Raw genomic sequence first — 21,469 nt, forward strand, 5'->3', positions numbered from 1 at the left:
CTGTAACGTTAACAGTAGCGCGTTGGCGCCCGGACCGGAATGGAAGCCTGGCCGGATGTCAGCCCTTCATCGCGGCTTCGATCACGGCATCGAGCAAGCCGAGGCCGCTGCCGAGTTCGCTGGCGATCGTTCGGGCTACGGCGACGTCCTTGCCGACGAATTCCCGCACGGTTGCGATGAACGACGCGACGGAGCCGTGTGCCGCGACCATGTTCAGCACCCGGCTTGCCGCGCTGCCATGGGAGAGGGCCGCCAGCAGCGTAGGCTCCGGGACGCCGAGCCGCTTACCCAACTGCGCGCCTGCGGCGAGCAGCCCGAGTTGAGCGGCGAACAGCGCGTTGTTGACCAGCTTCACCTTCTGACCTGCGCCCGTCGGCCCGACATGCACGACAGGATCGCCGTAACAGCCCAATGTCGGCTGCAGGCGGGCCACGGTCTCGTCGTCGCCGCCCACGAACAGCGTGAGTTTGCCGGCCGCCGCGTCGAGCGGGCTCCCACTGACCGGCGCATCGGCGACGGCGACGCCGTGGGCTGCGGCGCGGGCGGCGATCGCCTCGACGGTGGCAGGACTTGCGGTGGTGTGCACGACCAGGGCCGAACCGGAGGTCATGGCCGTGAGCAGGCCGCTGTCCAGGCAGACTTGTCGGACTTGGTCGTCGGTAAACACGCATACCGCGACGACGTCGGCTGCGGCGGCTACCGCGCAGACGTCGGCTACCGCAGTGGCGCCCAATCCTGCTACTCCGGCTCGCTTTTCGGCCGAGCGGCCCAGAGCGCGCACGTCGTGGCCCGCTTCGATCAGGCGCGCCACCATGGGGCGTCCCATCCGTCCCGCACCGACGAAGCCGATTCTCACCGCGGGTGTTTCATCAAGGACAGGGCCGCGTCAGCGGCGTCGAGCACAGCGCCGGGTGGGGCAGACGCTCGCTCGGCCAGGTCGGCAACCAGCCGCACGTCCTTCTGCAGCAGCGACCCCGCATAACCGGCCAGCCGGTCGAGACCCCCGACACCCCCAAGGGCGCTGAGCGCGAAACTGTTTCCGCTACCACGAGAAACGACTTCTGTGAGGCCTTCGGGGGAGACGCCCAACGCCTGTCCGAGGGCCAACGTGGTAGCGGCCGTGGCCAGGTTGGCGGTGAACAGCAGGTTGTTGAGCAGCTTGGTGGTTTGTCCGGAGCCGAGGTCGCCGAGGTGGACCACCGGATCGGCGTACGTTTCAAAAACTGGCCGGCACCGCTCGACCACGTCGGGGTCACCACCGACCATCACCAGCAGGCGACCTTCCGCCGCGGCGTCGCCGCCACCGCTGACCGGCGCATCGACAATCGAGACACTCCGCGCCGCGGCCTTTTTCGCCAATTCGCGGCAGGTGTTGGGATGCACGGTGCTGTGCACCGCGATCACGCTGTCCGGTTTGGCCCCGGCCAGCAGCCCGTTTGCGCCATCGGCAAGTTCCTCGACGTCGGCGTCACCGACGACGCACATGCAGATCAGATCGCTGGTCGCGGCGAGTTCGGCGGGTGAGCCGGCAACCTTGGCCGCAGTGTCGGCGAATGGCTCGAGCGACGCCGGCCTGCGCGCCCACAGCGTGGTCGGGTAGCCTGCTTCGATGATCCGTCGGGCCATGGGTCTGCCCTGGCTGCCTAAACCGATGAACCCGATCTGCATTAGCCGGCCTCCAAATCGACATCGGCGCTCGACGGATCCGTGACCGCAGGAATCTCCCGAGCGACCACGCATTCCTCGACGAAGGAAAAAACCTTCAAGTGGTAAGCGGCGGCTGTGTAGCCCAGGCTGAGATTGTGCCCCGCACCCGCTTGCTCATTGATAGTGAAGCGCGGTGATGCCGAGAACATTGCTGCGATTGCGGTCAGTGCCGTTTCGTCAGACCGCCAGACCCGCTCATATTGAGCGACACTGAACTGGACCGGGACACGAACCTGCGCCGCGAGTGCCGGAAAGTCTTGGCGGGCCCAGTTCGTCACCACGGTGTGCTCATATTCGGGAGCCGTCGACGAATTCGTGATGCCGCTACGCACCTCGGATGGATACAGCCACTCCGGATGCCACAACAGCTCGCGTAGGCCGGCAGGGCGGTGGTCCCGCGTTGCCGCCTTGAGAACTTCCCGGCTGGCGGGGTGATAATGCGTGCCTGTTCCTGCCAATTCGATACCGAGAAGCTGGTGGCCGCGATCGTCGGCGGCCATCCGTAGGGCCAGCTCACATCCGCCTGAATGCGCCATCAGGAACAACCCGGCTCCGCGTGGCCGCTCACCGAGAATGCGGTCTACGGCCGCATAGGCGAGGTTTACCCGTTGCTCGGCATGCGTCATCGCCTCCAGGTATGGCCCCGAGCTGCCGTAGCCCGGGCGATCGAGTGCGATCACCGTAAAGCCCAACACCGCTCCCAGCCGCAGTAACGACAACGACGGGTGGCCCGGGCAGTCGAAATATGTTGCGGTGGTGCCACCTCCGTGCAGGGCCAGCACAACAGCCCTCGGTTGCTCGGATTCGGCGACCAGTGCTGACATCGGCACACCGGCGGCGACCACCACCCGGGGACGCGGCGTCATGCGTCGGCCCGCAATAAGAGCACGCCGCTGGGCGTGAGACCGCCACTGCTGACCACACCGACACGTGCGCCCGCGACCTGACGGTCACCGGATTCGCCGCGCAGCTGGCTCACCGCTTCGTGCAGCAGACCCATACCATGCGTGCGGCCATGCGAGAGCTGGCCGCCGTGGGTATTGAGCGGCAACAGGCCGTCTCGGGCGATGTTCTTACCGCCGTCCAAAAACTCCTTAGCCTCACCGATTCCGCAGAAGCCGAGGGCCTCGATCCAGGACAGGCAATTCATGGTGAACCCGTCGTATAGTTCGGCGACGTCGACGTCCTGTGGTGTCAGCGAAGTGCGCGTCCACAGGTGCGCTGCCTGGCCCAGCACCTGGGGTTCGTGGGTCAAAGTGCTTTGGTCCCAGTCGATCCGCTCGATTATCTGCGTTCCTACCGCCTCCACCAACACCGGCGGTTTGGCTAGGTCGCGAGCGGCGTCGACCGCGGAGACGATGACGGCGATCGCCCCGTCGCAGGGGACGTCGCAATCGTAGAGACCAAAGGGCGTCGTGATAGGCCGCGCGTTCAGGTAGTCGTCCATCGTGAGCGGTTCGCGATAGATCGCGGTCGGATTGAGTGCGGCATTTGCTCGCTGGTTCAATGCGATCCAGCCCAGCGTCTCCTTAGTCGTTCCGTACCGATGCATGTGCCGCTGCGCGTTGAGCGCCAAGGTGTGCGCGGCGGACGTGGCGCCGAAGGGCATCAGCCAGCTCGTCGTACGACCACCGGGTGGAATGTGGCCTTGCTGCTTGTTTTGTTTCACAAGCTCGTTATAGGTGGCTTCCCACAGCGTCCGGAAGCACAGCACATGTCGCACCAGTCCGCCGGCGACCGCGAGCATCGCGGCGATCACCGATCCACCCGGGCCGAAGGTTTCCATGCCGCCGTTGTGCCACGTGGGCCGGATCCCCAGTGCGGCTTCGAGCGCGGTCACCCCGCCCTCCCCGAATCCACCGAGATTGCCTCCGCCTGGGTACGTTGATAGGCCGTCGATGTCGTCGAAGGTCAAGCCGGCGTCGGCGATCGCAGCTTCGCAGGCCTGCACGGTAAGGGTGAGCGGGGGCACCATCAACCGGCGACCGATCTCGGACATGCCGATCCCCGTGAGCGCGACCTTGTCCTCGAACTTGTCGCGGGTGAGCATAGGCCTGACATGTTCGCCGAAACGCTCCGGCGGAATCTCGTCGACCGGCAGTGGGGCGATGGCAGCGTCTGCCGGACGAAACAGCGGCAGCCACACATCCTCGGCCCGCTCAAAGACCACTTCTACCGGCTGGCCCAGCTCCAGCTCATCGGGATCACAGTCAATAATGTTGGTGGTCAACCGGACTCGCGGATCCTCGATGATCGCGACCTGTGCCACCACATACGGCGCCGGCAATCCGGGCAGGCTGAACCGGTGATTGACGGTGAAGCCGGCCAACGTTGCACGACCGGAAACGGCGCGCACCCGCAGATTGTGTGAGCGACAGTAACGGCAGACGGGGGCAGGGGGATGGATCAGCGCGCGGCACTGCACGCACTCCTGCAACCGCAACGTACCGTCGGCACCCGAAGTCCAGAAAAACTCGTTGTCGTGCGTGAGCAGCGGCAATGGGCGGCCGGTCAACGCGTGAACCCCCACTCAGCCTCATTAGCCTCGGTTTTCAGCCTTGCGGCAGGATCCTCCGGAGTACTCGTCGGTGGCCGGGTGTCGTGGGGTCTATGTTCACCAATCTCCATGATCGCGTGCACCGGGCAGTCCAGCAGCGCCCGCATGACCGCGTCGCGATCCTCCTCGAGTACGGTGCCGTCCCCGGTAAGCGATGCGTATCCCCAGTCGTCGAGCGAAAAGTACTTCGGCGCATGCTTGGCGCAAATGCCGAAGCCGTCGCAGATGGTGCGGTCCAGGCGGATCGTCATGCGTTCGGTCATGCCGGTTCTACCTCGTAAGGCCGATCGGCGCGAAATACACCGAGACGGCAAGACTGGCAAGCGTTATCGAGATGGCGCTCCACCGCGTGCGGAAATTGATCCAGCAGGCTGGCCGCCATGTTGGTAGCGGCATCGAGAGTCGCACACGCACCGCGACCACGCAGCGTCACCGACCAGCGCCGCAGTCGGGCAAGATCCTCGGTAGTCGCCGCACCGTCACGCAACGCCCCGGCGACGGCTGCCATCGCCGCAGTGCCGTTGAAACACGACCCGCACTGGCCGGCGTTCTCACGGTCGAAATACGCCAACACCGACGCGGCCACCGCCACCGGGCAGTCGTCAGTCAGCAGCGAGATCGCGCCGGCTCCCAGCCCGCTGCCGAGCCCCCGCAGCGTCTCGTAGTCCAACGTGGCGTCGAGCACAACGCGGTTAAGCAAGCCGGCGAAATAGCCGCCCATCAACACACCCCGCACCTGCTCAGTCGAAACACCGTGCAGCGCGAGTACTTCTGTAAAAGGCAGGCCGAAAGGCAACTCATAGAGACCCGGGGGTCGTCCCGCGCCGCTGAGCGTCAGCAAAAAGGTGCCCGGCGACATTTCGGTGCCCTGAGCGCGAAACTCTGCCGAGCCGTGCCGTTGCAGATACGGCAGGTTGGCCAGGGTTTCGACGTTGCTCACCAGGGTCGGTCGCCCGCCGACGCCCTCTTCGAACGGGCGCGGCGGCTTGTCGGTCGGCTTGACCGGACCCCCGTTGAGTGCGCGCACCGCAGCGGTCTCCTCGCCGGCGACGTACCCCGGCTCAACCATCGATACCTGCACCGGGACACCCAATGCGCCGTTGTCTAGTTCGGTTAGCGCCACCTCGATGCTGCGCGACGCTTCCGGGTCAGAAACATAGACGTATGCGCGGTCGGCGGCCACGATAGCCGCGGCCAACCGCAGTCCGTCCAGGATCAGGTGTGGCCGGTGGCGCAGCAGCCAGCGGTCCTTGATCGAGGCGGGCTCGCCCTCTTCGCCGTTCGCGACCACGACCGTGCCCTGCCCGCTGCGTAGTCCGTTGTCGCGCACCGCGCGCAGCTTGACTGCAAGAGGGAAGGCCGCACCCCCGCGGCCCAGCAAGCCGCTGCGCTCGATGTCGGCAAGCAGGTCGTCGGCGCAGATCAGGGGCCGATAGCCGCCGAAGTCGCGGTAGGCCCCGTAGTCTTCTCGACCCGGCTGATCGCGCAGCAGCCGGGGCGGGGAGCCGGGCCAGGGGGCAGTGGTGACAGGCGATCTCGTGGTGGCTTCCATCAGTGGGCTCTCGCTAGGCTTTCAACATGCGAACCGCTGTGGTGCGGGTCAATGTCGACCCTTCGGGTGCGCTTACACCGACGCAGCTGGACCGGGGCATGACCACGCTTCTGCAGTTCGCCCGGGCGGCCGACGCCGAAGTGGTGCAAAGCGACCTGGCCGCAAAACCGGTCAACCGCCGAGAGGTGCAGCTGCTGATCTCGGGTAACGATGCTGACAGCGTCAGACAGACCGCAATCGGCCTGTGCTCCAATGCCTTCGGAACCAACCCGGTCGCCGGAGTGATTACCTACGTCAGCAGGGGAACCGACGATGACGCCCGCGGGGTACTCTCTGGCTTCGGGCTTACTGGCGAAATCAGGCGTGTTGCGGGCGACGACGGCTACGACATCGTCTACGTGACATTGCGCCAGGCCGATCTGGAGCGCGTCCCCGAAAGCCGGATCCACACTGCCTTGGAGGCCTCGCTCAACTGCGAGGTACACATCCTCACGAAGTAACATCACTTTGCCAAGAATTCTAAGATGGCGGGCGCTGCCTGCACCCAAGTGTCGAACATGTTGAAATGCTTGACCTTTCCTGTGGCACGCTCCTCGGCTGCGCGCTCCCAGGCGTCCTCCGGCCACGGCGGGTCGATGAGCGTCGAGCCCTTGATCAAGCAGCTGACCTCCAGCGACGTCCGTTTGGGATGGTCCCAGTCGTTCTCACCGCCGCGGATGATCAGCGTGGGAACCGTGATGCGGTCAAACATTTCGTCGTCGACTCCGGGGATCGTTTGCCCCGGCTTGGGCACAAAGGCATTGAGCCAACGCAACATTACCTTGAGGAACTCGTCGCGGTCCAGGTTGAGGATCCGCTGCTTGTTGTTCGGGTTCTCCTCGATCCGTTCCCGCCATTCGGGCACTTTTAGAAGTGCTTCGATTCCGCCGCCGCGGACCGCGAGGATGCTCGGGATCACGTAGTAGGAGCCCAGCACAAAAGTCCCGTACACGCCGCCAACGATGTTCCATACCACGAGCTTTGTGACGAGCTCGGGGTGGAGCATCGCGGTCAGCATGGAATCGCGCGCGCCACCCGAACCGCCGGCGATGATGCACGGCCCGAGGCCGAGCTTGGTGAGCAGGCCGTGCAGCGTTTCGGCACGCATGTGCGACTCGCTTTGCCCGTAGAACTGGACATCGGAAGCACCGCAGTTCGGCCTGTCCCACAGCAATACCCGATAGCCGCCGTCGACCAGAGCATCGGCCAATGGCCGCAGGCCGGGCACGTTCTTGCTAAACCGGCCGCCAGGCGTCAAAACGATCAGATCGCCCGATTCACCAAGGATCTCGTATACGACGTTACCGCCATTGATCTCAAGAGCGGGCACCAGCGTTTCTCCTCGGGCTCAGGCCATCACCAGCACGTCATTACCCACCACTCGGACCGGGTAGGTGCGGATGCTCCACTCGGGTTTGACTGCGGTGGTGCCAGTCGCGAGCTCGAAACCCCATTGGTGCCAAGGGCAGTAGATGTATTCCTGGTCGCGGACCATCACCGCGTCGCCGGCCGCGTTCTCGTCGACGACGGTTCGGCCCCGCAGCCGTCCCGAGCACAGCGGGCCACCTTGGTGGGGGCAATAATTCGCGATCGCGTAGAAAGTGCCATTGACGTTGTACACACCTACACCGTGCCGTCCGATGGGCACCAACTTATGTGTGCCCGGCGGGATTTCGTCCACCGTGGCAACGACGTGTTCGCGGCCCTGGGCCAGCCGGGGCCGTGCGGTCTCAACGGGCATTTAGAACACCCGCACCTGACCTTCGAGAACAGGAACCGTCTCGGGAAGGTGATAGGTCGCAATGCCGTTTTTGAACATGACGGCTTCGCGTGCCGCTTTCGGCAGATGCTTGACCAGCCAGCGCGGGTCATCGAAGGTCCAGTGCGGGTAGTCCGAGGAGTACAGCAGAATCTTGTCGCACTCCATCCACTCCAGCACCCGAGTCAGCTCGGTCTTGTCCTCCGGGTAATCCAGTGGCTGCGTCGTGAACTTGATGTGCTCCTTGAGGTATTCCGATGGCTTGCGTTTGATATCCATCCGGGACTTGCGGGCTTCGTAGATCGCGTCCATCCGCCACATCAGCGGCAGCACCCAGGTGAAGGCGTGCTCGACGAATACGATCCGCAGCGTCGGGAAGCGGTCGAACACACCGTCGAAGATCAGACTCATCACCTGGTTCGCGGCCAGCAGCGAATAGGTCACCATGAAATCGTGGTTGTAGCTGGGGAACCCCACCGGCGGCATCGGCAGCATCTCGTAGTTGCTGCGAGACAGGTGGCAGCTCACCACGATGTCGTGCTTGGTCGCAGCGGCCCACACCGGGTCATACATCGGATGACCCCAGGACGGGCGGGGCTCGGCCTTGAGCAGAACTTGGGCCATGTACGGGTGCCCGGCCCATCGCTCGATTTCGCGGGCCGCGCCTTGGGGGTCCTCGATCGCCACGCAGATCGACCCGCGCCACCGCTGGTGCCAGTTGTTGTGGCTATCGAGCCAGTGCTTGTCCTGCCAGTCGTTGAGGGCCGACGACATCGCCTGGTGGGCTTCGGGCAGGCGAGGTGTGCGACCGCCCGGCTCCAGAATGGCGATGTCTGAACCTGCCTCCATGATCAGCTGCCGAAACGCCATATCCGGGTCGCTGCCCGGGAACTCGCCGTCCGGCGGGAAGGTGTCCACCCGCATCGCGTAGGAGTGCGCGTAGTCGGGAGCGTCATAGTAGATCAGCTCGCCGACCTTATGTTCGAGGAAAAACTTGCTCCGCCACGGCTCGGGGATGTACTGAACCAGTTCGCCGCGCTTGGGCACCGGGTGAACATCGGAGTCCACGCACCGCACGGCGATGCGTTCGGCCGCCGGAACCCGCTGTTGAACTTCTGTCACCGTCATCGTCGTCTCCCTTTGTCTACGTCTACTGTGCGGCCAACTGGGCCGGGATGTCTATGCCGTACAGCTCGGCGGCATTACGCCAGCACACCTTCTCGCGCTGCTCGGCGGTGAGCGCTCTGGGCAGCTTGCCGGCATCCCAGCAGTGCCAGTGCGGATAGCTCGACCCGAACATCACCATGTTTTCTTTGCCTGTGAAGCTAAACCACTGGTCGGCGAACTCGGCGTCGCCGGGACCGTCGAAGCTGCCCGCAACGAAATACACGTGCCCCGGCAGATAGTCGCTGGGTATCCGCGGCGCCCACGGTGTTTGCTCGAGGTGTGGCCGACCGAAGACATCCATCCGCCAGATGAACGGCGTCAGGAAGTCCGCGGCACCATCGGCCCACACGAACTTCACGCCGGGGAACCGTTCGAACACCCCCTCGGCGATCATGTTCATCAAGTGGTACAGGTAGTTCAGCGCCATGAAGCTGACGTACTGCTCGTAGGTCCGGGTGTGGCCCGACGGCGTCGGCGGAAAACCAATGCCTTCGCCGGTCTCGATATGCACGGCCACCGGAAGTTTGGCGTCGGCCGCGGCCTCCCACAGCGGCCAGAACTGCGGTTTGCCGTAGAGCTCGCGTGACTGCAGCGGAACACCGATCTGTACCACACGGGGGTGGTCCCGGTATTTCGCGAGCTCGCGCAGGGCGCCGGCAATGTCGTCGGGGTTCAGCCGGATGGTCCCGCGAAACCGCTCACCGAAGGTCGGGGATTCCAGCCAGCGCGACACCATCATCTCGTTGTGCGCCGCGCACAGCGCGCTGCCCAAATGCCGGTCAGGCATGATGCCCCGGCCCATTGGATGCAGGACCGCCACATCGACGCCCCGCTCGTTGAACAGATGATTGCCGACGAATTCCGGGTCGGAGCCCGGATAGCCGCGATCCGGACCGCGGGTGTTGGGCGCATATTCGCCGCCGGGCGCCCCGTACCAGTCCATCTCATAGTCCGGAAAGCCGCGGCTCTTGAACGGCTCACGCAGGAAATTGCGGAGGTCGGGCGTGGACGTGAAAAAGATGTGCACGCTCGCGTCGACAAGCGGCGTACGCGTTCCGTCCGGGTGCTGTATCACCTAAACCAACCCTTCGCGGTTCCGACCACCGAGGCGGACCAGCTGGTCATACGATAGGTAATCTAACATTTCCGCTGCTCGCCAATCAACGCGTTTCCGGTAAGCATTTCGATTACCCATTGTCCCAGGTGGTCGGCACTATTGCCACCACTGGCCGTAAGCAAGTTCTTCATAATGGACAATATCATTCTCGGCCTTGTCGGTGTCGCCGCTCGTTGAGCTACTGCTGCGGCGGCCGGCCCACCACGACGCCGGCTGCATGTTCCAGCGGCTTGATCACCACGGTGAAGTCTGACTCGGGGTCTTGGTCGTGCATCGCGGCTTCCCAGAGCCGTGTGACCGCTTTGGCGACGGTGGTGGGCACCTTCACGCCTCGGCTTCCTCCAGATACAGCCGTGCATCTTTGACCATCAGCCCGGTGGCGAAGCCATGGTCGAACTTACGCGGCAATATCGCGCGGGAACTTGTCGCGGCTTGCGCGCCGTGGGCGACGAGGTGCTCGACGCGTTTCCCGTCGCGAGTCGAAGGCGACGACGTGGTGTCCGGCCTGGATGAGGCGCCGTGCGATGGGAAAACCCATGTGGCCCAGGCCGATAAATCCGATCTCCACCCCAGTGTCCTAGTCCTGATCGAGTTCGCCGAACGTCTGCTGGTCCACGTGTTGCCTCCTCAACGGCCGAGGCGGGAGATTGCGACTGTGCTAATTGGAGAATGATATTCTCCAATGTGTTGGTGATCGGCGAGGAGGGCGACCCGGATGCTTTTAGAATTCGATGCCGACCAGCGACTGTGGCAGGACACGGTGCGCGATGTCGTGACCAAACAATGCCCACCGTCGCTGGTGCGCAGCGTCGCCGAGGACGACGTCGACCCGACGCCGCTGTGGAAATCCTATGTGGACCTCGGCTGGACCGAGCTGAACGAGCCGACCAGTGCGGTGGAGTTGGCTATCGTGCTCGAAGAGTTGGGTCGCGCCACCGATCCCACGCCGTTTTTGGCCACGATGACCCAGTTCGCTCCGTTGGCCGGCGGGCGCTACGACCCGCACGAGTCGGGCACCGCGGTGTATGACGGGGTGTCCGCGCGTCGGGACGGCGAGGGATGGGTGCTGGAGGGCACGGCCCGCTACGTCCTCGATGGTGACCGGGTTGACCGGTTGGCGGTGGTGACCGACGCCGGGGTCTTCATCGTCAATGCCGGTGAGGTCTCTGCCCGCCGCAGCTCGGTGTTCGACCCTGTATTGCATGTCGCCGAGGTGTCGTTCGCCCGAGTGCAGGTGTCCGACAGCACTCGGGTCAGTGTCGACGTCGAGCGCGCCCGCCACGTCGCGCTGACCGGGATGGCAATGACGATGGTCGGCGCCTGCCAGCGCATCCTCGACCTCGTCCTCGACCATGTCCGCAGCCGCCACCAGTTCGGGGTGCCGATCGGGTCCTTCCAAGCCGTGCAGCACAAGGCCGCCGACATGCATGTCGCGATCGAGCGAGCACGGGCGTTGGGATACTTTGCGGCACTGACTATTTCGGCTGACGACCCGCGACGGCGGTTAGCGGCCGCGATGGCGAAGGCCTCGGCCGGGGAGTGCCAGGCGCTGGTGTTTCGCCACGGGCTGCAGCTTTTCGGCGCGATGGGATTCACATGGGAGAACGACCTTCAGTTCGCACTCAAGCGAGCCAAAGCCGGCGAACTCATGCTGGGGGGTGCTGCCGAGCATCGGGCGATGATCGCGGAGGAATACCGTGCAGCTGACTTTTGACGCCGACGTCGAGGCCTTTCGCGCCGAGTTTGTAGCATTCCTCGACGAGCATTTGCCCGACGCGGCTGAGACCCTGGAACGGCCGCGCTCGGTGTCGCACATGCCGGCGTGGGCGCGGCGTTGGCAGCGGTTGCTGTTCGACAACGGCTGGCTGCTGCCCGGGCAACCACCGGAGTTCGGGGGGCGCAACGCCACCGTGTTGCAGCAGTTTGTGCACCTCGAGGAGTTGTGCCGACGCCGGATCTATCACAGCTTCAACCCGCAAGGCGTGAATATCGTTGCGGCGTCGCTGTTGTCGTTCGGAACCGAGGAACAGAAGCGCCGCTGGGCGGTCCCGATTCTGCGGGCCGAGATCACCGCGTCGCTGGGGATGAGCGAGCCGAGTGCCGGCTCGGATTTGGCTTCGCTGCGCACCCGGGCGGTGCGCGACGGGGATCATTTCGTGGTCAATGGGCAGAAAGTGTGGACGTCCGGAGCCCATGACGCCGACGTATTGCTGACTTTTGTGCGGACCGATCCGAATGTACCTAAGCACAAAGGGATTAGCGCGTTACTGATTCCGACCGAAACACCGGGCGTGGTGCGTCGGCCCTTCCCGTCGATCTGTAGTCGCGACGACCTGGACTTCAACGAGGTGTTCTTCACCGATGTCCGGGTCCCGGCAGAGAACCTTGTCGGGGAGGAAAACCAGGGCTGGCGGGTCGCCAATGGATCCTTGGGCCATGAACGCACGATGATGTGGCTGGGTTTCGCCGACCGGTTGCACAACCTCATCAGCGATTTCCACCCCGCCACGGCCCTCGACCGCGACCACTACGCCACGTTGGTCATGGACCACCATGCGTTACGGCTGCTCGGTTCGGTGGCGCTGGCTCGTGCAGCCCGCGGCGACGAGGACGTTCCCGCGCTGTCGGTGCTCAAGCTGCTTGGCTCCGAAGCTGAACGAAGCGCCTGCGAACACGCCCTGGCAGCCGCCGGCTCCGACGGGCTCATCCACCCGGCGCTGACGGGCCCCTACGCCCCGATGAACCTGGATCACTATTTCGCCAGCTGGTTCGAGCGCTACGCGCGCAGTTTCTCAGGCACCATCGCCGGCGGCACGTCGGAGATTCACCGCAACATCATCGCCCAGCGAGTGCTCGGTTTGCCGCACCGATGAGGGCGAGCGGGGCTAATAGCGCACCAGCGTAAACGGATACGTCTCCGTTCCGCCCGGCCCACCGCCGCAACTCGACGAGTAGGTCGTCACCAACGTGCCCGACAGTGTGGCCGGATCCCATGTGTAGGTGTCATGCGAGGGAAGGAAGTAGACGACGCAGCGCACGCCGTCGGGAATGTCGACGGTGAACGTGTACTGGCCGTTCGCCAGATGCGCGTTTCCGTCGTAGGGCGCCGCCTGCCCGTTGGGCCTGGGAATGGCCTGGATGGTGACACAGTCATCGGCAGGTGGATTGCACGGCCGGACTGCCCAAAGCCAGGTGTGTCCCGGGAAATCGCGCGCGATCTGCAACTGGTAGTTGCCGATCTGCATGCCGGCGTGGCTTACCGGAGCGCATACCACCGCAGCCGCCACCGGCACGGCGGCCACTGCAAGCGCTTTCAGCGGGTGCCGTCGATTCATCTGCTCAGTATGTCAGTCGATGACAGCGGGTTCCTTGTATTCGGTAATCGGCCTGGCCAGCCCCTGCTCGTCGCAGATCCGCTGCAGTTTTTCCAGCGTCTCGTCCAGGCCGGCACCGATCCGGGGACCCCGCGTGAAGGTGGCCGGCAGGTGCCGCATGCCCTGGATGACGCCGATAGTGTCGTAGTGCACCGTGCCCGCCGGATCGCACCGGTAGTCAGGCATGCGATCGAGCACCGCGGTGAGCATCGACTTGAACACCACACGTGCGACGTTGGATCCGGCGCAGCGGTGGACGCCTAGTCCGAAGCTGAAGTGCCGATTACCCTTGCGGTCCAGGATGACCTGATTCGGGTCGGCGAACACCGAGGGGTCGCGGTTGGCCATCGCCCACGAGATCCACAGGCGTTCGCCCTCTTTGAACCGGGTGCCGAAGAATTCACAATCCTGGGAGAACGTCCGGCCATCACCGGGAGCGGGGGTGAAGTAGCGCAGGAACTCCTCGGTCGCCGGGTCCAGCAAGGTGTCGCGCTCACGGCTGAGCAGCTGGCGTTGATCGGGGTGTTGTGAAAGCCATTCCAGCGAGTGTGCGGTCAGAGCCGTCGTGGTGTCGAACCCGCCGCCGATGATCAGGCCGAGCATTCCGAACAGCTCCAGATCGGGTGCGGGTTCGCCGTCGATTCGCAGCTGGATGAGAGCGTTGATCATGCCGGGGCGCGGGTTCTCACGGATCTCAACGAGATTGCTGAACAGGTCGACGCCCATCTGCCGATGCTGCTCAGCCACCCGCTCGGCTTCGGGTGAGTGTTCCGGGGTGTATACGGCGGCGTGCACTGGCTCGCTGTACATCTTCCATTTATGGAGCGGAATGCCCAGCATCGCGAGGGTGAGCACGGCCGGCACCACGTTGGCGAGGTCGTCGACGAAGTCGATGCGGCCTTCTTCGATCTTGTCGTCCAGACACGCTCGCACCACGTCATCGATGAAAGGCACCCATCGCTTTACGGCGGCAGGAGACAGGTACGGATTCAGCACGTTTCGGTAAATACGGTGCTCAGGGTCATCCATTTCCAGCATCCCGCCCCTGATGCCGCTGGCGCGTCGCGCGGGGGGAATGCTGATGCCCTGGTAGGCCGGTCGTTCACCGGTAAGGTCGTGATCGTTTGAGACGAATGGGCAGCGGGCGAGCTCGAACACCTCCCGGTTACCGGCCGCCACCCAGTGGCCGCCGTATGTGTCGGTCCAAGCGATCGGACACTTGGCGAGCATTTCCTCGGTGATCGCCTCGAACTGGTCGCGGTACTCGGGCGTATGACGGTCGAAGTGGTAGCGGGGTTGCCTGCGCTGGTGGTCAGCATCTGCGACGGCCCTGTCTTCTACAGTCACGACGTCGTCTCCCTTGGCTTTTCGAATTCCGCTTTGCGGTCGCAAGAATCCGCATCGATGAAGATCGCGCACTCTGGGCAAGATTGGGCGGCTTCCCGAACTTTGTCTTCCAGGTCGCGCGGGACTTCGTCGAAGACCGCCGACGAATGGCCGTCGATGTCGTCGAGCTCGAATGCCTCCGGAGCGATCATCGAACACAACGTATGTCCCTGGCACCGCTCGGGATCGACCCAAACCTTCATAACCTTCTCCTTAGATGTGGTAGTCGTACCACTTGAGATAGCCGCCGGCGTCGACACGCAACTGCATCCCGGTCACGTACCGGGATTCGTCGGAGGCCAGCCACAAAACCGCATTGCTGATGTCCTCGGGTTCGACGTACGGAATCTTCATCGCCTGCTGAACACCGAACACCGGCTCGGCGTCCGCGCGGGTCGGCTGCTGCAGGTCGGGCCGGAAGGCGCGGTACATCGGCTCGCTCTGCAGCATCGGGGTATTGGTATTCGTCGGGTGAATGACATTGGCGCGGATGCCTCGTGGTGCGAGTTCGGCGGCCAGCACGTGGACGTACTCCGCGATCAGCCGCTTGGAATACAGGTACGCCATGCCACCCGGATCGGCGCCGGGATTGTCTTTCTTGGCGACGTCCATAAGCGCAGCGGTGGAAGCAGTGGCGATGATCGAGGCACCCACGCTCAGATGCGGCAGCGACACCTGGATGGCGTTAATAGTGCCGATCAGGTTGGTGTTCCACACGTCGCACCAGGCCTGCAGCTGCGGCTGGCCCTGCATGCCGGCCACACCGGCCTGGGCCACCACGATGTCGAGCCTGCCGAATTCAGCCAGGCCGTTGTCCAGGGCGGCGCCCAGTTGTGCGGCCTCGCGCACATCGGCCTGGGCGGTGAACACGCCTTGGCCGGTCTTTTCGACGAGTCGGGCGGTCTCGTCGAGGTCTTCCGGTGCTGCCAACGGGTAGCCAATGGACTCGATGTCATGGCAGATGTCCACGGCGATGATGTCGGCGCCCTCTTCCGCCAGCCGAACCGCGTGGCTGCGGCCTTGGCCGCGCGCGGCACCGGTCACGAATGCGACTTTTCCCTGAACCCGTCCCACAGGATTTCCTTCCAATTCATGACCCCGATGAGCTACGTGTTTCGGCCGCCGTTGACGCCCAGAATTTGTCCGGTGATATAGCCTGCTTCCTCCGACACCAGAAAGGCGCACGCCGCCGCGATGTCTTCCGGCTTGCCGATCCGGCGAACCGGGGTCGCGGCAATGTTTTTCTCGATGTCGCCGAGATGGCCTTGTTCCGCGGCTTTGCGCAGCATCGGGGTGTCGATGAAACCGGGCGGCACCGCGTTGACCGTTATGCCGCTGGGCCCGTATTCCAGCGCCAACGCCTTGGTGAGTCCGTTGACCGCCGATTTGGCCGCCACATAGTGCGACATATAGGGAACCCCGGAATGGGTGCTGGACGACGAGATGTTGACGATTCGTCCCCAGCCGGCCCCCAGCATGTCGGGCAAGACCGCCTGAATAGTGTGAAAGACGCCGTTGAGGTTGACATCGATGATGCGCTGCCACTCCTCGAACGTGATGTGGGCGAACCGCCTGAACCCGTCGAGGCCCGCGGCGTTGACGAGAATCGTGACCGGCCCCAACTGGTCGCGGATCGCCGACAGCGCGGCATCGACCTGGGAACGGTCGGTGACGTCGGCGGCAAAGGCAAAGTCAGTCCCTGCCGGTTTGAGGTCGATGGTGGCCACCCGGTGCCCGTCTTTCCGCAGCCGCTCGGCGACGGCCAAGCCGATGCCCGATCCGCCACCCGTGACGACGGCGGTCCTCACGTCGCGGTCCAAAACGCGGGCGCTAACTTTTCAGTCATCAAGAACATCCCTTCCGAATATGAGAACGGTACTCTCGCATTGGACGTTCGTGCAAGATTCTGAACTACCGGTCTTGAAATGCGCGAATGCTTGCATACAGGTAACGACTCGAGGCGGGCAAGCACTGCTTAACGAGTTAGTTTGACGCTTGAGTTCTCGCAGTCCGAATGTAAGATTCGCCGAGGATGAGAATCAAATTATCCACATGTCTAGGAGGCCGGAATGCCATCGCAGGACTCGTCAGTGACCGTCGCGGCAGATGGCGGGTCCGCGGGCGTCTTGCCGGAGTCTCACACCGCGGGTGAGCGGCCGACCGGCCGGCGGCTGCTGATCGACGGTCGGCTTGTCACGGCCGGCCGGACGTTCCCGTCGGTCAATCCGGCGACGGGTGAAGTCCTCGGCTACGCCCCCGACGCCGGGGTCGATGACGCGCACGCCGCGATTGCGGCCGCGCGACGCGCATTCGACACCACCGGCTGGCCCACCGACTTCGAATTCCGGATCCATTGTCTCGACCAGCTCCACCGCGCACTGGTCGATCATGCCGAGGAATTGCGCGAGCTGACCATCGCCGAAGTCGGCGCGACTCGCGCATTGACCCACGGGCCTCAGCTCGACGAACCGATCGGGATCGTCCGCTACTACGCCGACCTTTTGCGCACCTACCCCATGAGCGAGGACCTCGGGGAAATCGAGTCGCGCGGCCTGCGCCATCACCGTTGGGTCGAAAAGGAAGCCGCCGGGGTGGTCGGGGCCATCATCGCCTACAACTATCCCAATCAACTTGCGCTGGCCAAGCTGTCTCCGGCGTTGGCCGCCGGATGCACGGTCGTCCTCAAGGGCGCACCGGACACGCCGCTGGTCACGTTGGCGCTCGGCGAGCTGATCGCCAACCACACCGATATCCCGGCTGGCGTGGTCAACGTGCTCAGTTCGTCGGATCAGGCGGTCGGCGCCGCGCTGACCACCAGCCCCGACGTCGACGTCATCACCTTCACCGGGTCGACCGCCACCGGCCGCAGGATCATGGCTGCGGCCAGCGAAACCGTTAAACGGGTCTTCCTGGAGCTCGGCGGCAAGTCGGCGGTGATCATGCTCGACGACGCCGATTTCGCGACCGCGAGCATGTTCGCGGCCTTCAGCATGTGCAGCCATGCCGGCCAGGGATGCGCGCTGACATCGCGGCTGCTGGTGCCCAGGACGCACCACGACCAGATCGTCGAGTTGATTGCGCAGAACTTCGCCAAGGTGCGACACGGCGACCCGGCTGATCCGAATACCTACATGGGTCCGTTGATCAGCGAGCGTCAACGCGACAAGGTCGACGGCATGGTCCGGCGGGCAATCGCCGACGGGGCCAGTCTGGTGACCGGTGGCAAGAGGATCGACCCGGGGTTCTTCTATGCGCCCACCCTGCTGACCAACGTCGATCCGGACAGCGAGGTCGCCCAAGAGGAGATTTTCGGGCCGGTTCTCGTGGTCATCCCCTTCGACGATGACGACGACGCCGTGCGGATCGCCAACAACTCGATCTATGGCCTGTCGGGCTCGGTGTTCGGCAGCCAGGACCGGGCGCTGGCGGTCGCGCGCCGGATCCGGACCGGCACGCTTTCCATCAATGGGGGTAACTACTTCGCGCCGGACGCGCCCTTCGGGGGTTACAAACAGTCCGGTGTGGGTCGAGAAATGGGGGTGGCCGGACTCGAGGAGTTCCTGGAGCGCAAGACACTCGCTATGCCGGCTAGCGGGGTGGTCGGATGACCGCGCCACTTGACGGCATTCGCGTTCTCGAAGTCGCCATGTACGGGTTCGTCCCGTCCGCGGGTGCGGTGCTGGCCGAATGGGGCGCCGATGTGATCAAGGTCGAGCACGCGATAACCGGGGATCCCCAACGTGGGCTGCGCCAGACGGGCATGTTGCGGGTTGAGGGCGACCCCAACCCGAACATCGAACATGCCAACCGCCGCAAGCGCAGCATCGGCCTGGACATGTCGGTGCCCGAGGGCCAGGAGGTGCTCTATGCACTGGCTCGGACGTCAGATGTGTTCTTGACCAGTTTCCTGCCGGGTCACCGCAAGAAGTTCGGAATCGACGTCGACGACATCCGCGCGGTCAACCCCAAGATCATCTACGCGCGCGGAAGCGCGTTCGGGCCGCGTGGTGCGGAGTCCGACAAGGGCGGCTACGACATGACCGCGTTCTGGTGCCGGGCCGGGACCGCCGCCACCATCACCCCGGTCGGCATGGAGGGCATGATCGGCCCGCCCGGTCCGGCCTACGGCGACACCATCTCCGGCACCAACCTCGCCGGCGGCATCGCCGCAGCGCTGCTGAAGCGGGAACGCACCGGCGAAGCGTCCGTTGTGGACGTCTCACTGCTCGGCAGCGGCTTGTGGTCGCTGGGACACACCGTGGCCTTGACCGTGCATCTGGGACAACGGCTGGAAGCCCCGCCCCCCGGCGTGCACGGGGCACCCAACAATCCCTTGGTCGGCCTGTACACGACGGCGGACAACCGCTACATCTCGTTCGTGATGATGCAGCCGACCAAATTCTGGGCAGACGTATGCCGCCACATCGACCGCCCGGAACTTGCCGACGATCCCCGCTTCGCCACCGACGAGCAGATCGCCGCCAACACCGCGGAGGCTGTGAAAATCCTGTCCGAAGCGATCGCGACTCGCAGTCTGGCCGAGTGGAGCGAACGCTTCGTGACACTGTCGGGCCCTTGGGCGCCGGTGCAGGACACGTTGCAGGCCGCCAACGATGCTCAGATACGAGCCAACGAATACATAGTGCGGGCCGGTCAACTCGAATTGGTGGCGAATCCAGTCCAGTTCGATGTCACCGCTCCCGAATCAGGTCCGGCCCCTGGTTTCGCCGCGCAGACCGACGAGATCTTACTCGAACTCGGATTCGACTGGGATCGCGTTATTGAGCTCAAGACCGCCGGGGCCGTCACCTAGAGCCGGGAGCCGTTCCATGCCGCGAAGTTTCGAGACTCTTGATCTTGGTTCTGCATTCGCCTCCAAAAGGGCGGGGCATGAGTCATAATCGCGAAACGCACGACCAAGGTGGGGGATCTGTCCGATCACCGTTGAGCGGTGATACCAACCCCAGGCAGGGAGGAAGCGGCGTGGGCAGCGTGGCCATTCCCGGCGTCGGGACAACGATGTTTCCGGCTGTGGCCGCGATCCCCTTGCCGCGCAAAAATATTCGTCCGACGGCAGGGTCGCTCCGGACTGTCGGGGAGGGAGCGCGAACCGGTGGCGACTAAAGGGGCGGAACGTTGGACCCCCGGCATCAGTTTGAGCGGGGGTTTCAGCGGGGCAATGCAGGCGGTGGGAGGCCTGTTCGCGATGTCGGGAGACGCGATTCGCTTCGTCTTCCGCAGGCCCTTTCAATGGCGGGAGTTCTTGGACCAGTCCTGGTTTGTCGCGCGGGTGTCGCTGGCTCCAACCCTGCTGGTGGCCATCCCATTCACGGTTCTGGTCAGCTTCATACTCAACATCTTGCTGCGCGAATTGGGTGCGGCGGATCTCTCCGGCGCGGGTGCCGCATTCGGTGCGGTCACTCAGGTCGGTCCTTTGGTGACAGTGCTGATCGTCGCGGGCGCCGGGTCGACAGCGATGTGCGCGGATCTGGGTTCGCGCACCATTCGCGAGGAAATTGACGCGATGGAGGTGTTGGGCATCAATCCGGTTCAACGGCTGGTGACTCCCCGGATGCTCGCTGCCGGTCTCGTTGCACTGCTGCTCAACAGCCTGGTGGTGATCATCGGGATCGTGGGTGGCTACGTGTTCTCGGTGTTTGTGCAGGACGTCAACCCGGGGGCGTTCGCTGCGGGTATCACGCTGCTCACCGGCGTGCCCGAAGTCATCATTTCGTGTGTCAAGGCAGCGCTTTTCGGCGTGATCGCGGGCCTGGTGGCTTGTTACCGGGGATTGACGGTCTCCGGCGGGGGCGCCAAGGCCGTGGGCAATGCCGTCAACGAAACCGTGGTCTATGCGTTCATGTCGCTGTTCGTCGTCAACGTGGTCGTCACTGCCATCGGCATACGCTTCTCGACGCACAAGTGACCGGAGAGATGCCGTGACGGTAAGGACGCTTAGAGCCACATATCCCCGGACCTTCCGGGTCCTTGATCAGTGGCGCAGACCGGTAGCCGTTTTAAGTGGAATCGGTGACCATGCCTTGTTTTACGGCAGGGCACTCGCCGGAATTCCGCATGCCGCTGTCCACTATCGCCGTGAGATCATTCGCCTGATCGCTGAAATCAGCATGGGGGCAGGCACTCTGGCCCTGATCGGCGGCACCGTGGTTATCGTCGGGTTCCTGACCCTTGCCGCGGGCGGCACACTGGCCGTCCAGGGCTATGCCTCGTTGGGCAATATCGGTATCGAGGCGTTAACCGGATTTCTGGCGGCATTCATCAATGTCCGCATTTCGGCGCCAGTAGTCGCGGGAATCGGCCTGGCCGCGACCTTCGGCGCCGGCGTGACCGCTCAATTGGGCGCCATGCGGATCAGCGAAGAAATCGACGCGTTGGAGTCGATGGCGATCCGGCCGGTCGAGTACCTGGTCAGCACTCGACTCGTCGCCGGAATGATGGCTATCACACCGCTTTACAGCATTGCGGTGATTCTTTCCTTTCTTGCGAGCCGTTTCGTCACCGTCGTGCTGTTCGGCCAATCAAGTGGCCTCTACGACCACTACTTCAACACGTTTTTGAACCCGATCGACCTGCTGTGGTCGTTCTTGCAGGCCATCCTGATGGCAATTACCGTCCTGTTGGTCCATACGTACTTCGGTTACTTCGCGTCAGGCGGGCCCGAAGGCGTGGGCGTCTCGACAGGCAACGCGGTGCGCACGTCGCTGATCATCGTGGTATCGGTAACGCTGCTGGTTTCACTATCCATCTACGGCGCCAACGGCAACTTCAACCTGGCAGGGTAGCGGAGAAA

At 64.1% G+C, this 21,469-nt stretch carries 22 protein-coding genes and 1 pseudogene; 7 read left to right on the forward strand and 16 right to left on the reverse strand.

Annotated features, from left to right (window positions below):
• Positions 1-58: 58 nt before the first annotated feature.
• Genes MHEC_RS04360 through MHEC_RS04385 form a run of 6 tightly spaced genes read right to left on the reverse strand, consistent with a single transcriptional unit; the run spans position 59 to position 5,816 of the window.
• Entirely contained in the window at positions 59-856 is a 798-nt protein-coding gene (locus MHEC_RS04360) for an NAD(P)-dependent oxidoreductase (RefSeq protein WP_071700143.1), read from the reverse strand.
• Positions 853-1,668: an NAD(P)-dependent oxidoreductase gene (locus tag MHEC_RS04365; RefSeq protein ID WP_048890095.1), complete on the reverse strand. Its 816-nt coding sequence runs from the start codon at positions 1,666-1,668 to the stop codon at positions 853-855. The genes MHEC_RS04360 and MHEC_RS04365 overlap by 4 nt, the downstream gene beginning before the upstream one ends.
• Entirely contained in the window at positions 1,668-2,573 is a 906-nt protein-coding gene (locus MHEC_RS04370) for an alpha/beta hydrolase (protein WP_048890094.1), read from the reverse strand. Before MHEC_RS04370 ends, MHEC_RS04365 begins: the two co-directional genes overlap by 1 nt.
• Positions 2,570-4,237, reverse strand: a complete 1,668-nt coding sequence (locus tag MHEC_RS04375) for a thiolase C-terminal domain-containing protein (RefSeq protein WP_048890093.1) — start codon at positions 4,235-4,237, stop codon at positions 2,570-2,572. Before MHEC_RS04375 ends, MHEC_RS04370 begins: the two co-directional genes overlap by 4 nt.
• On the reverse strand, positions 4,219-4,515 hold the full coding sequence (locus MHEC_RS04380; RefSeq protein WP_172442152.1) for a ferredoxin: 297 nt from the start codon (positions 4,513-4,515) through the stop codon (positions 4,219-4,221). The genes MHEC_RS04375 and MHEC_RS04380 overlap by 19 nt, the downstream gene beginning before the upstream one ends.
• A gap of 8 nt (positions 4,516-4,523) precedes the next feature.
• Positions 4,524-5,816, reverse strand: a complete 1,293-nt coding sequence (locus MHEC_RS04385) for an NADH-ubiquinone oxidoreductase-F iron-sulfur binding region domain-containing protein (protein ID WP_048890091.1) — start codon at positions 5,814-5,816, stop codon at positions 4,524-4,526.
• A gap of 26 nt (positions 5,817-5,842) precedes the next feature.
• On the opposite strand from MHEC_RS04385, the gene MHEC_RS04390 reads away from it, so the two are divergent.
• The gene (locus MHEC_RS04390; protein WP_048890090.1) at positions 5,843-6,316 is read left to right on the forward strand and encodes a hypothetical protein; all 474 of its coding nucleotides are present in this window, start codon (positions 5,843-5,845) and stop codon (positions 6,314-6,316) included.
• A 2-nt stretch (positions 6,317-6,318) separates the two neighbouring features.
• Here MHEC_RS04390 and MHEC_RS04395 read toward each other — a convergent pair whose 3' ends face one another.
• The 5 genes and pseudogenes from MHEC_RS04395 to MHEC_RS24775 form a co-directional block, all read right to left on the reverse strand.
• Positions 6,319-7,185: an alpha/beta fold hydrolase gene (locus tag MHEC_RS04395; protein WP_048890089.1), complete on the reverse strand. Its 867-nt coding sequence runs from the start codon at positions 7,183-7,185 to the stop codon at positions 6,319-6,321.
• Positions 7,186-7,203: 18 nt separating this feature from the next.
• A complete protein-coding gene (locus MHEC_RS04400; RefSeq protein WP_048890088.1) occupies positions 7,204-7,596 on the reverse strand; it encodes a Rieske (2Fe-2S) protein in 393 nt (130 codons plus the stop codon).
• On the reverse strand, positions 7,597-8,742 hold the full coding sequence (locus tag MHEC_RS04405) for an amidohydrolase family protein (protein ID WP_048890087.1): 1,146 nt from the start codon (positions 8,740-8,742) through the stop codon (positions 7,597-7,599).
• A 22-nt stretch (positions 8,743-8,764) separates the two neighbouring features.
• On the reverse strand, positions 8,765-9,856 hold the full coding sequence (locus MHEC_RS04410) for an amidohydrolase family protein (protein WP_048890086.1): 1,092 nt from the start codon (positions 9,854-9,856) through the stop codon (positions 8,765-8,767).
• A gap of 220 nt (positions 9,857-10,076) precedes the next feature.
• Positions 10,077-10,334 (reverse strand): annotated as a pseudogene (locus MHEC_RS24775) (NAD-binding protein); the annotation flags it as partial.
• 279 nt (positions 10,335-10,613) lie between these two features.
• On the opposite strand from MHEC_RS24775, the gene MHEC_RS04425 reads away from it, so the two are divergent.
• Both MHEC_RS04425 and MHEC_RS04430 read left to right on the forward strand, forming a co-directional pair.
• Positions 10,614-11,612: an acyl-CoA dehydrogenase family protein gene (locus MHEC_RS04425; RefSeq protein ID WP_048890085.1), complete on the forward strand. Its 999-nt coding sequence runs from the start codon at positions 10,614-10,616 to the stop codon at positions 11,610-11,612.
• A complete protein-coding gene (locus MHEC_RS04430; protein WP_048890084.1) occupies positions 11,596-12,771 on the forward strand; it encodes an acyl-CoA dehydrogenase family protein in 1,176 nt (391 codons plus the stop codon). The genes MHEC_RS04425 and MHEC_RS04430 overlap by 17 nt, the downstream gene beginning before the upstream one ends.
• 12 nt (positions 12,772-12,783) lie before the next feature.
• Here MHEC_RS04430 and MHEC_RS04435 read toward each other — a convergent pair whose 3' ends face one another.
• The 5 genes from MHEC_RS04435 to MHEC_RS04455 are packed head-to-tail and all read right to left on the reverse strand — an operon-like array spanning position 12,784 to position 16,466.
• Positions 12,784-13,233 carry a hypothetical protein gene (locus tag MHEC_RS04435; RefSeq protein ID WP_048890083.1) on the reverse strand — a complete coding sequence of 150 codons (450 nt, stop codon included), beginning with the start codon at positions 13,231-13,233 and terminating at the stop codon, positions 12,784-12,786.
• A 12-nt stretch (positions 13,234-13,245) separates the two neighbouring features.
• The gene (locus MHEC_RS04440) at positions 13,246-14,619 is read right to left on the reverse strand and encodes a cytochrome P450 (protein WP_048890082.1); all 1,374 of its coding nucleotides are present in this window, start codon (positions 14,617-14,619) and stop codon (positions 13,246-13,248) included.
• On the reverse strand, positions 14,616-14,861 hold the full coding sequence (locus MHEC_RS04445; RefSeq protein ID WP_048890081.1) for a ferredoxin: 246 nt from the start codon (positions 14,859-14,861) through the stop codon (positions 14,616-14,618). Before MHEC_RS04445 ends, MHEC_RS04440 begins: the two co-directional genes overlap by 4 nt.
• A gap of 10 nt (positions 14,862-14,871) precedes the next feature.
• Positions 14,872-15,732, reverse strand: coding sequence for a mycofactocin-coupled SDR family oxidoreductase (locus MHEC_RS04450; protein ID WP_048890080.1), 861 nt, complete (start codon positions 15,730-15,732; stop codon positions 14,872-14,874).
• Between the two features lie 32 nt (positions 15,733-15,764).
• On the reverse strand, positions 15,765-16,466 hold the full coding sequence (locus MHEC_RS04455; RefSeq protein WP_048890177.1) for an SDR family NAD(P)-dependent oxidoreductase: 702 nt from the start codon (positions 16,464-16,466) through the stop codon (positions 15,765-15,767).
• Positions 16,467-16,727: 261 nt separating this feature from the next.
• Here MHEC_RS04455 and MHEC_RS04460 point away from each other — a divergent pair, with 261 nt between their 5' ends.
• The 4 genes from MHEC_RS04460 (at position 16,728) to MHEC_RS04475 (ending at position 21,461) form a co-directional block, all read left to right on the forward strand.
• Positions 16,728-18,266, forward strand: a complete 1,539-nt coding sequence (locus MHEC_RS04460) for an aldehyde dehydrogenase family protein (protein ID WP_071700140.1) — start codon at positions 16,728-16,730, stop codon at positions 18,264-18,266.
• Positions 18,263-19,471 carry a CaiB/BaiF CoA transferase family protein gene (locus MHEC_RS04465; RefSeq protein ID WP_048890079.1) on the forward strand — a complete coding sequence of 403 codons (1,209 nt, stop codon included), beginning with the start codon at positions 18,263-18,265 and terminating at the stop codon, positions 19,469-19,471. Before MHEC_RS04460 ends, MHEC_RS04465 begins: the two co-directional genes overlap by 4 nt.
• 300 nt (positions 19,472-19,771) lie before the next feature.
• A complete protein-coding gene (locus MHEC_RS04470) occupies positions 19,772-20,584 on the forward strand; it encodes an MlaE family ABC transporter permease (protein ID WP_048890078.1) in 813 nt (270 codons plus the stop codon).
• A 13-nt stretch (positions 20,585-20,597) separates the two neighbouring features.
• Positions 20,598-21,461, forward strand: coding sequence for an MlaE family ABC transporter permease (locus tag MHEC_RS04475; protein WP_048890077.1), 864 nt, complete (start codon positions 20,598-20,600; stop codon positions 21,459-21,461).
• Positions 21,462-21,469 lie beyond the last annotated feature (8 nt).

The organism is Mycobacterium heckeshornense (genome assembly GCF_016592155.1).
GTDB lineage: Bacteria > Actinomycetota > Actinomycetes > Mycobacteriales > Mycobacteriaceae > Mycobacterium > Mycobacterium heckeshornense.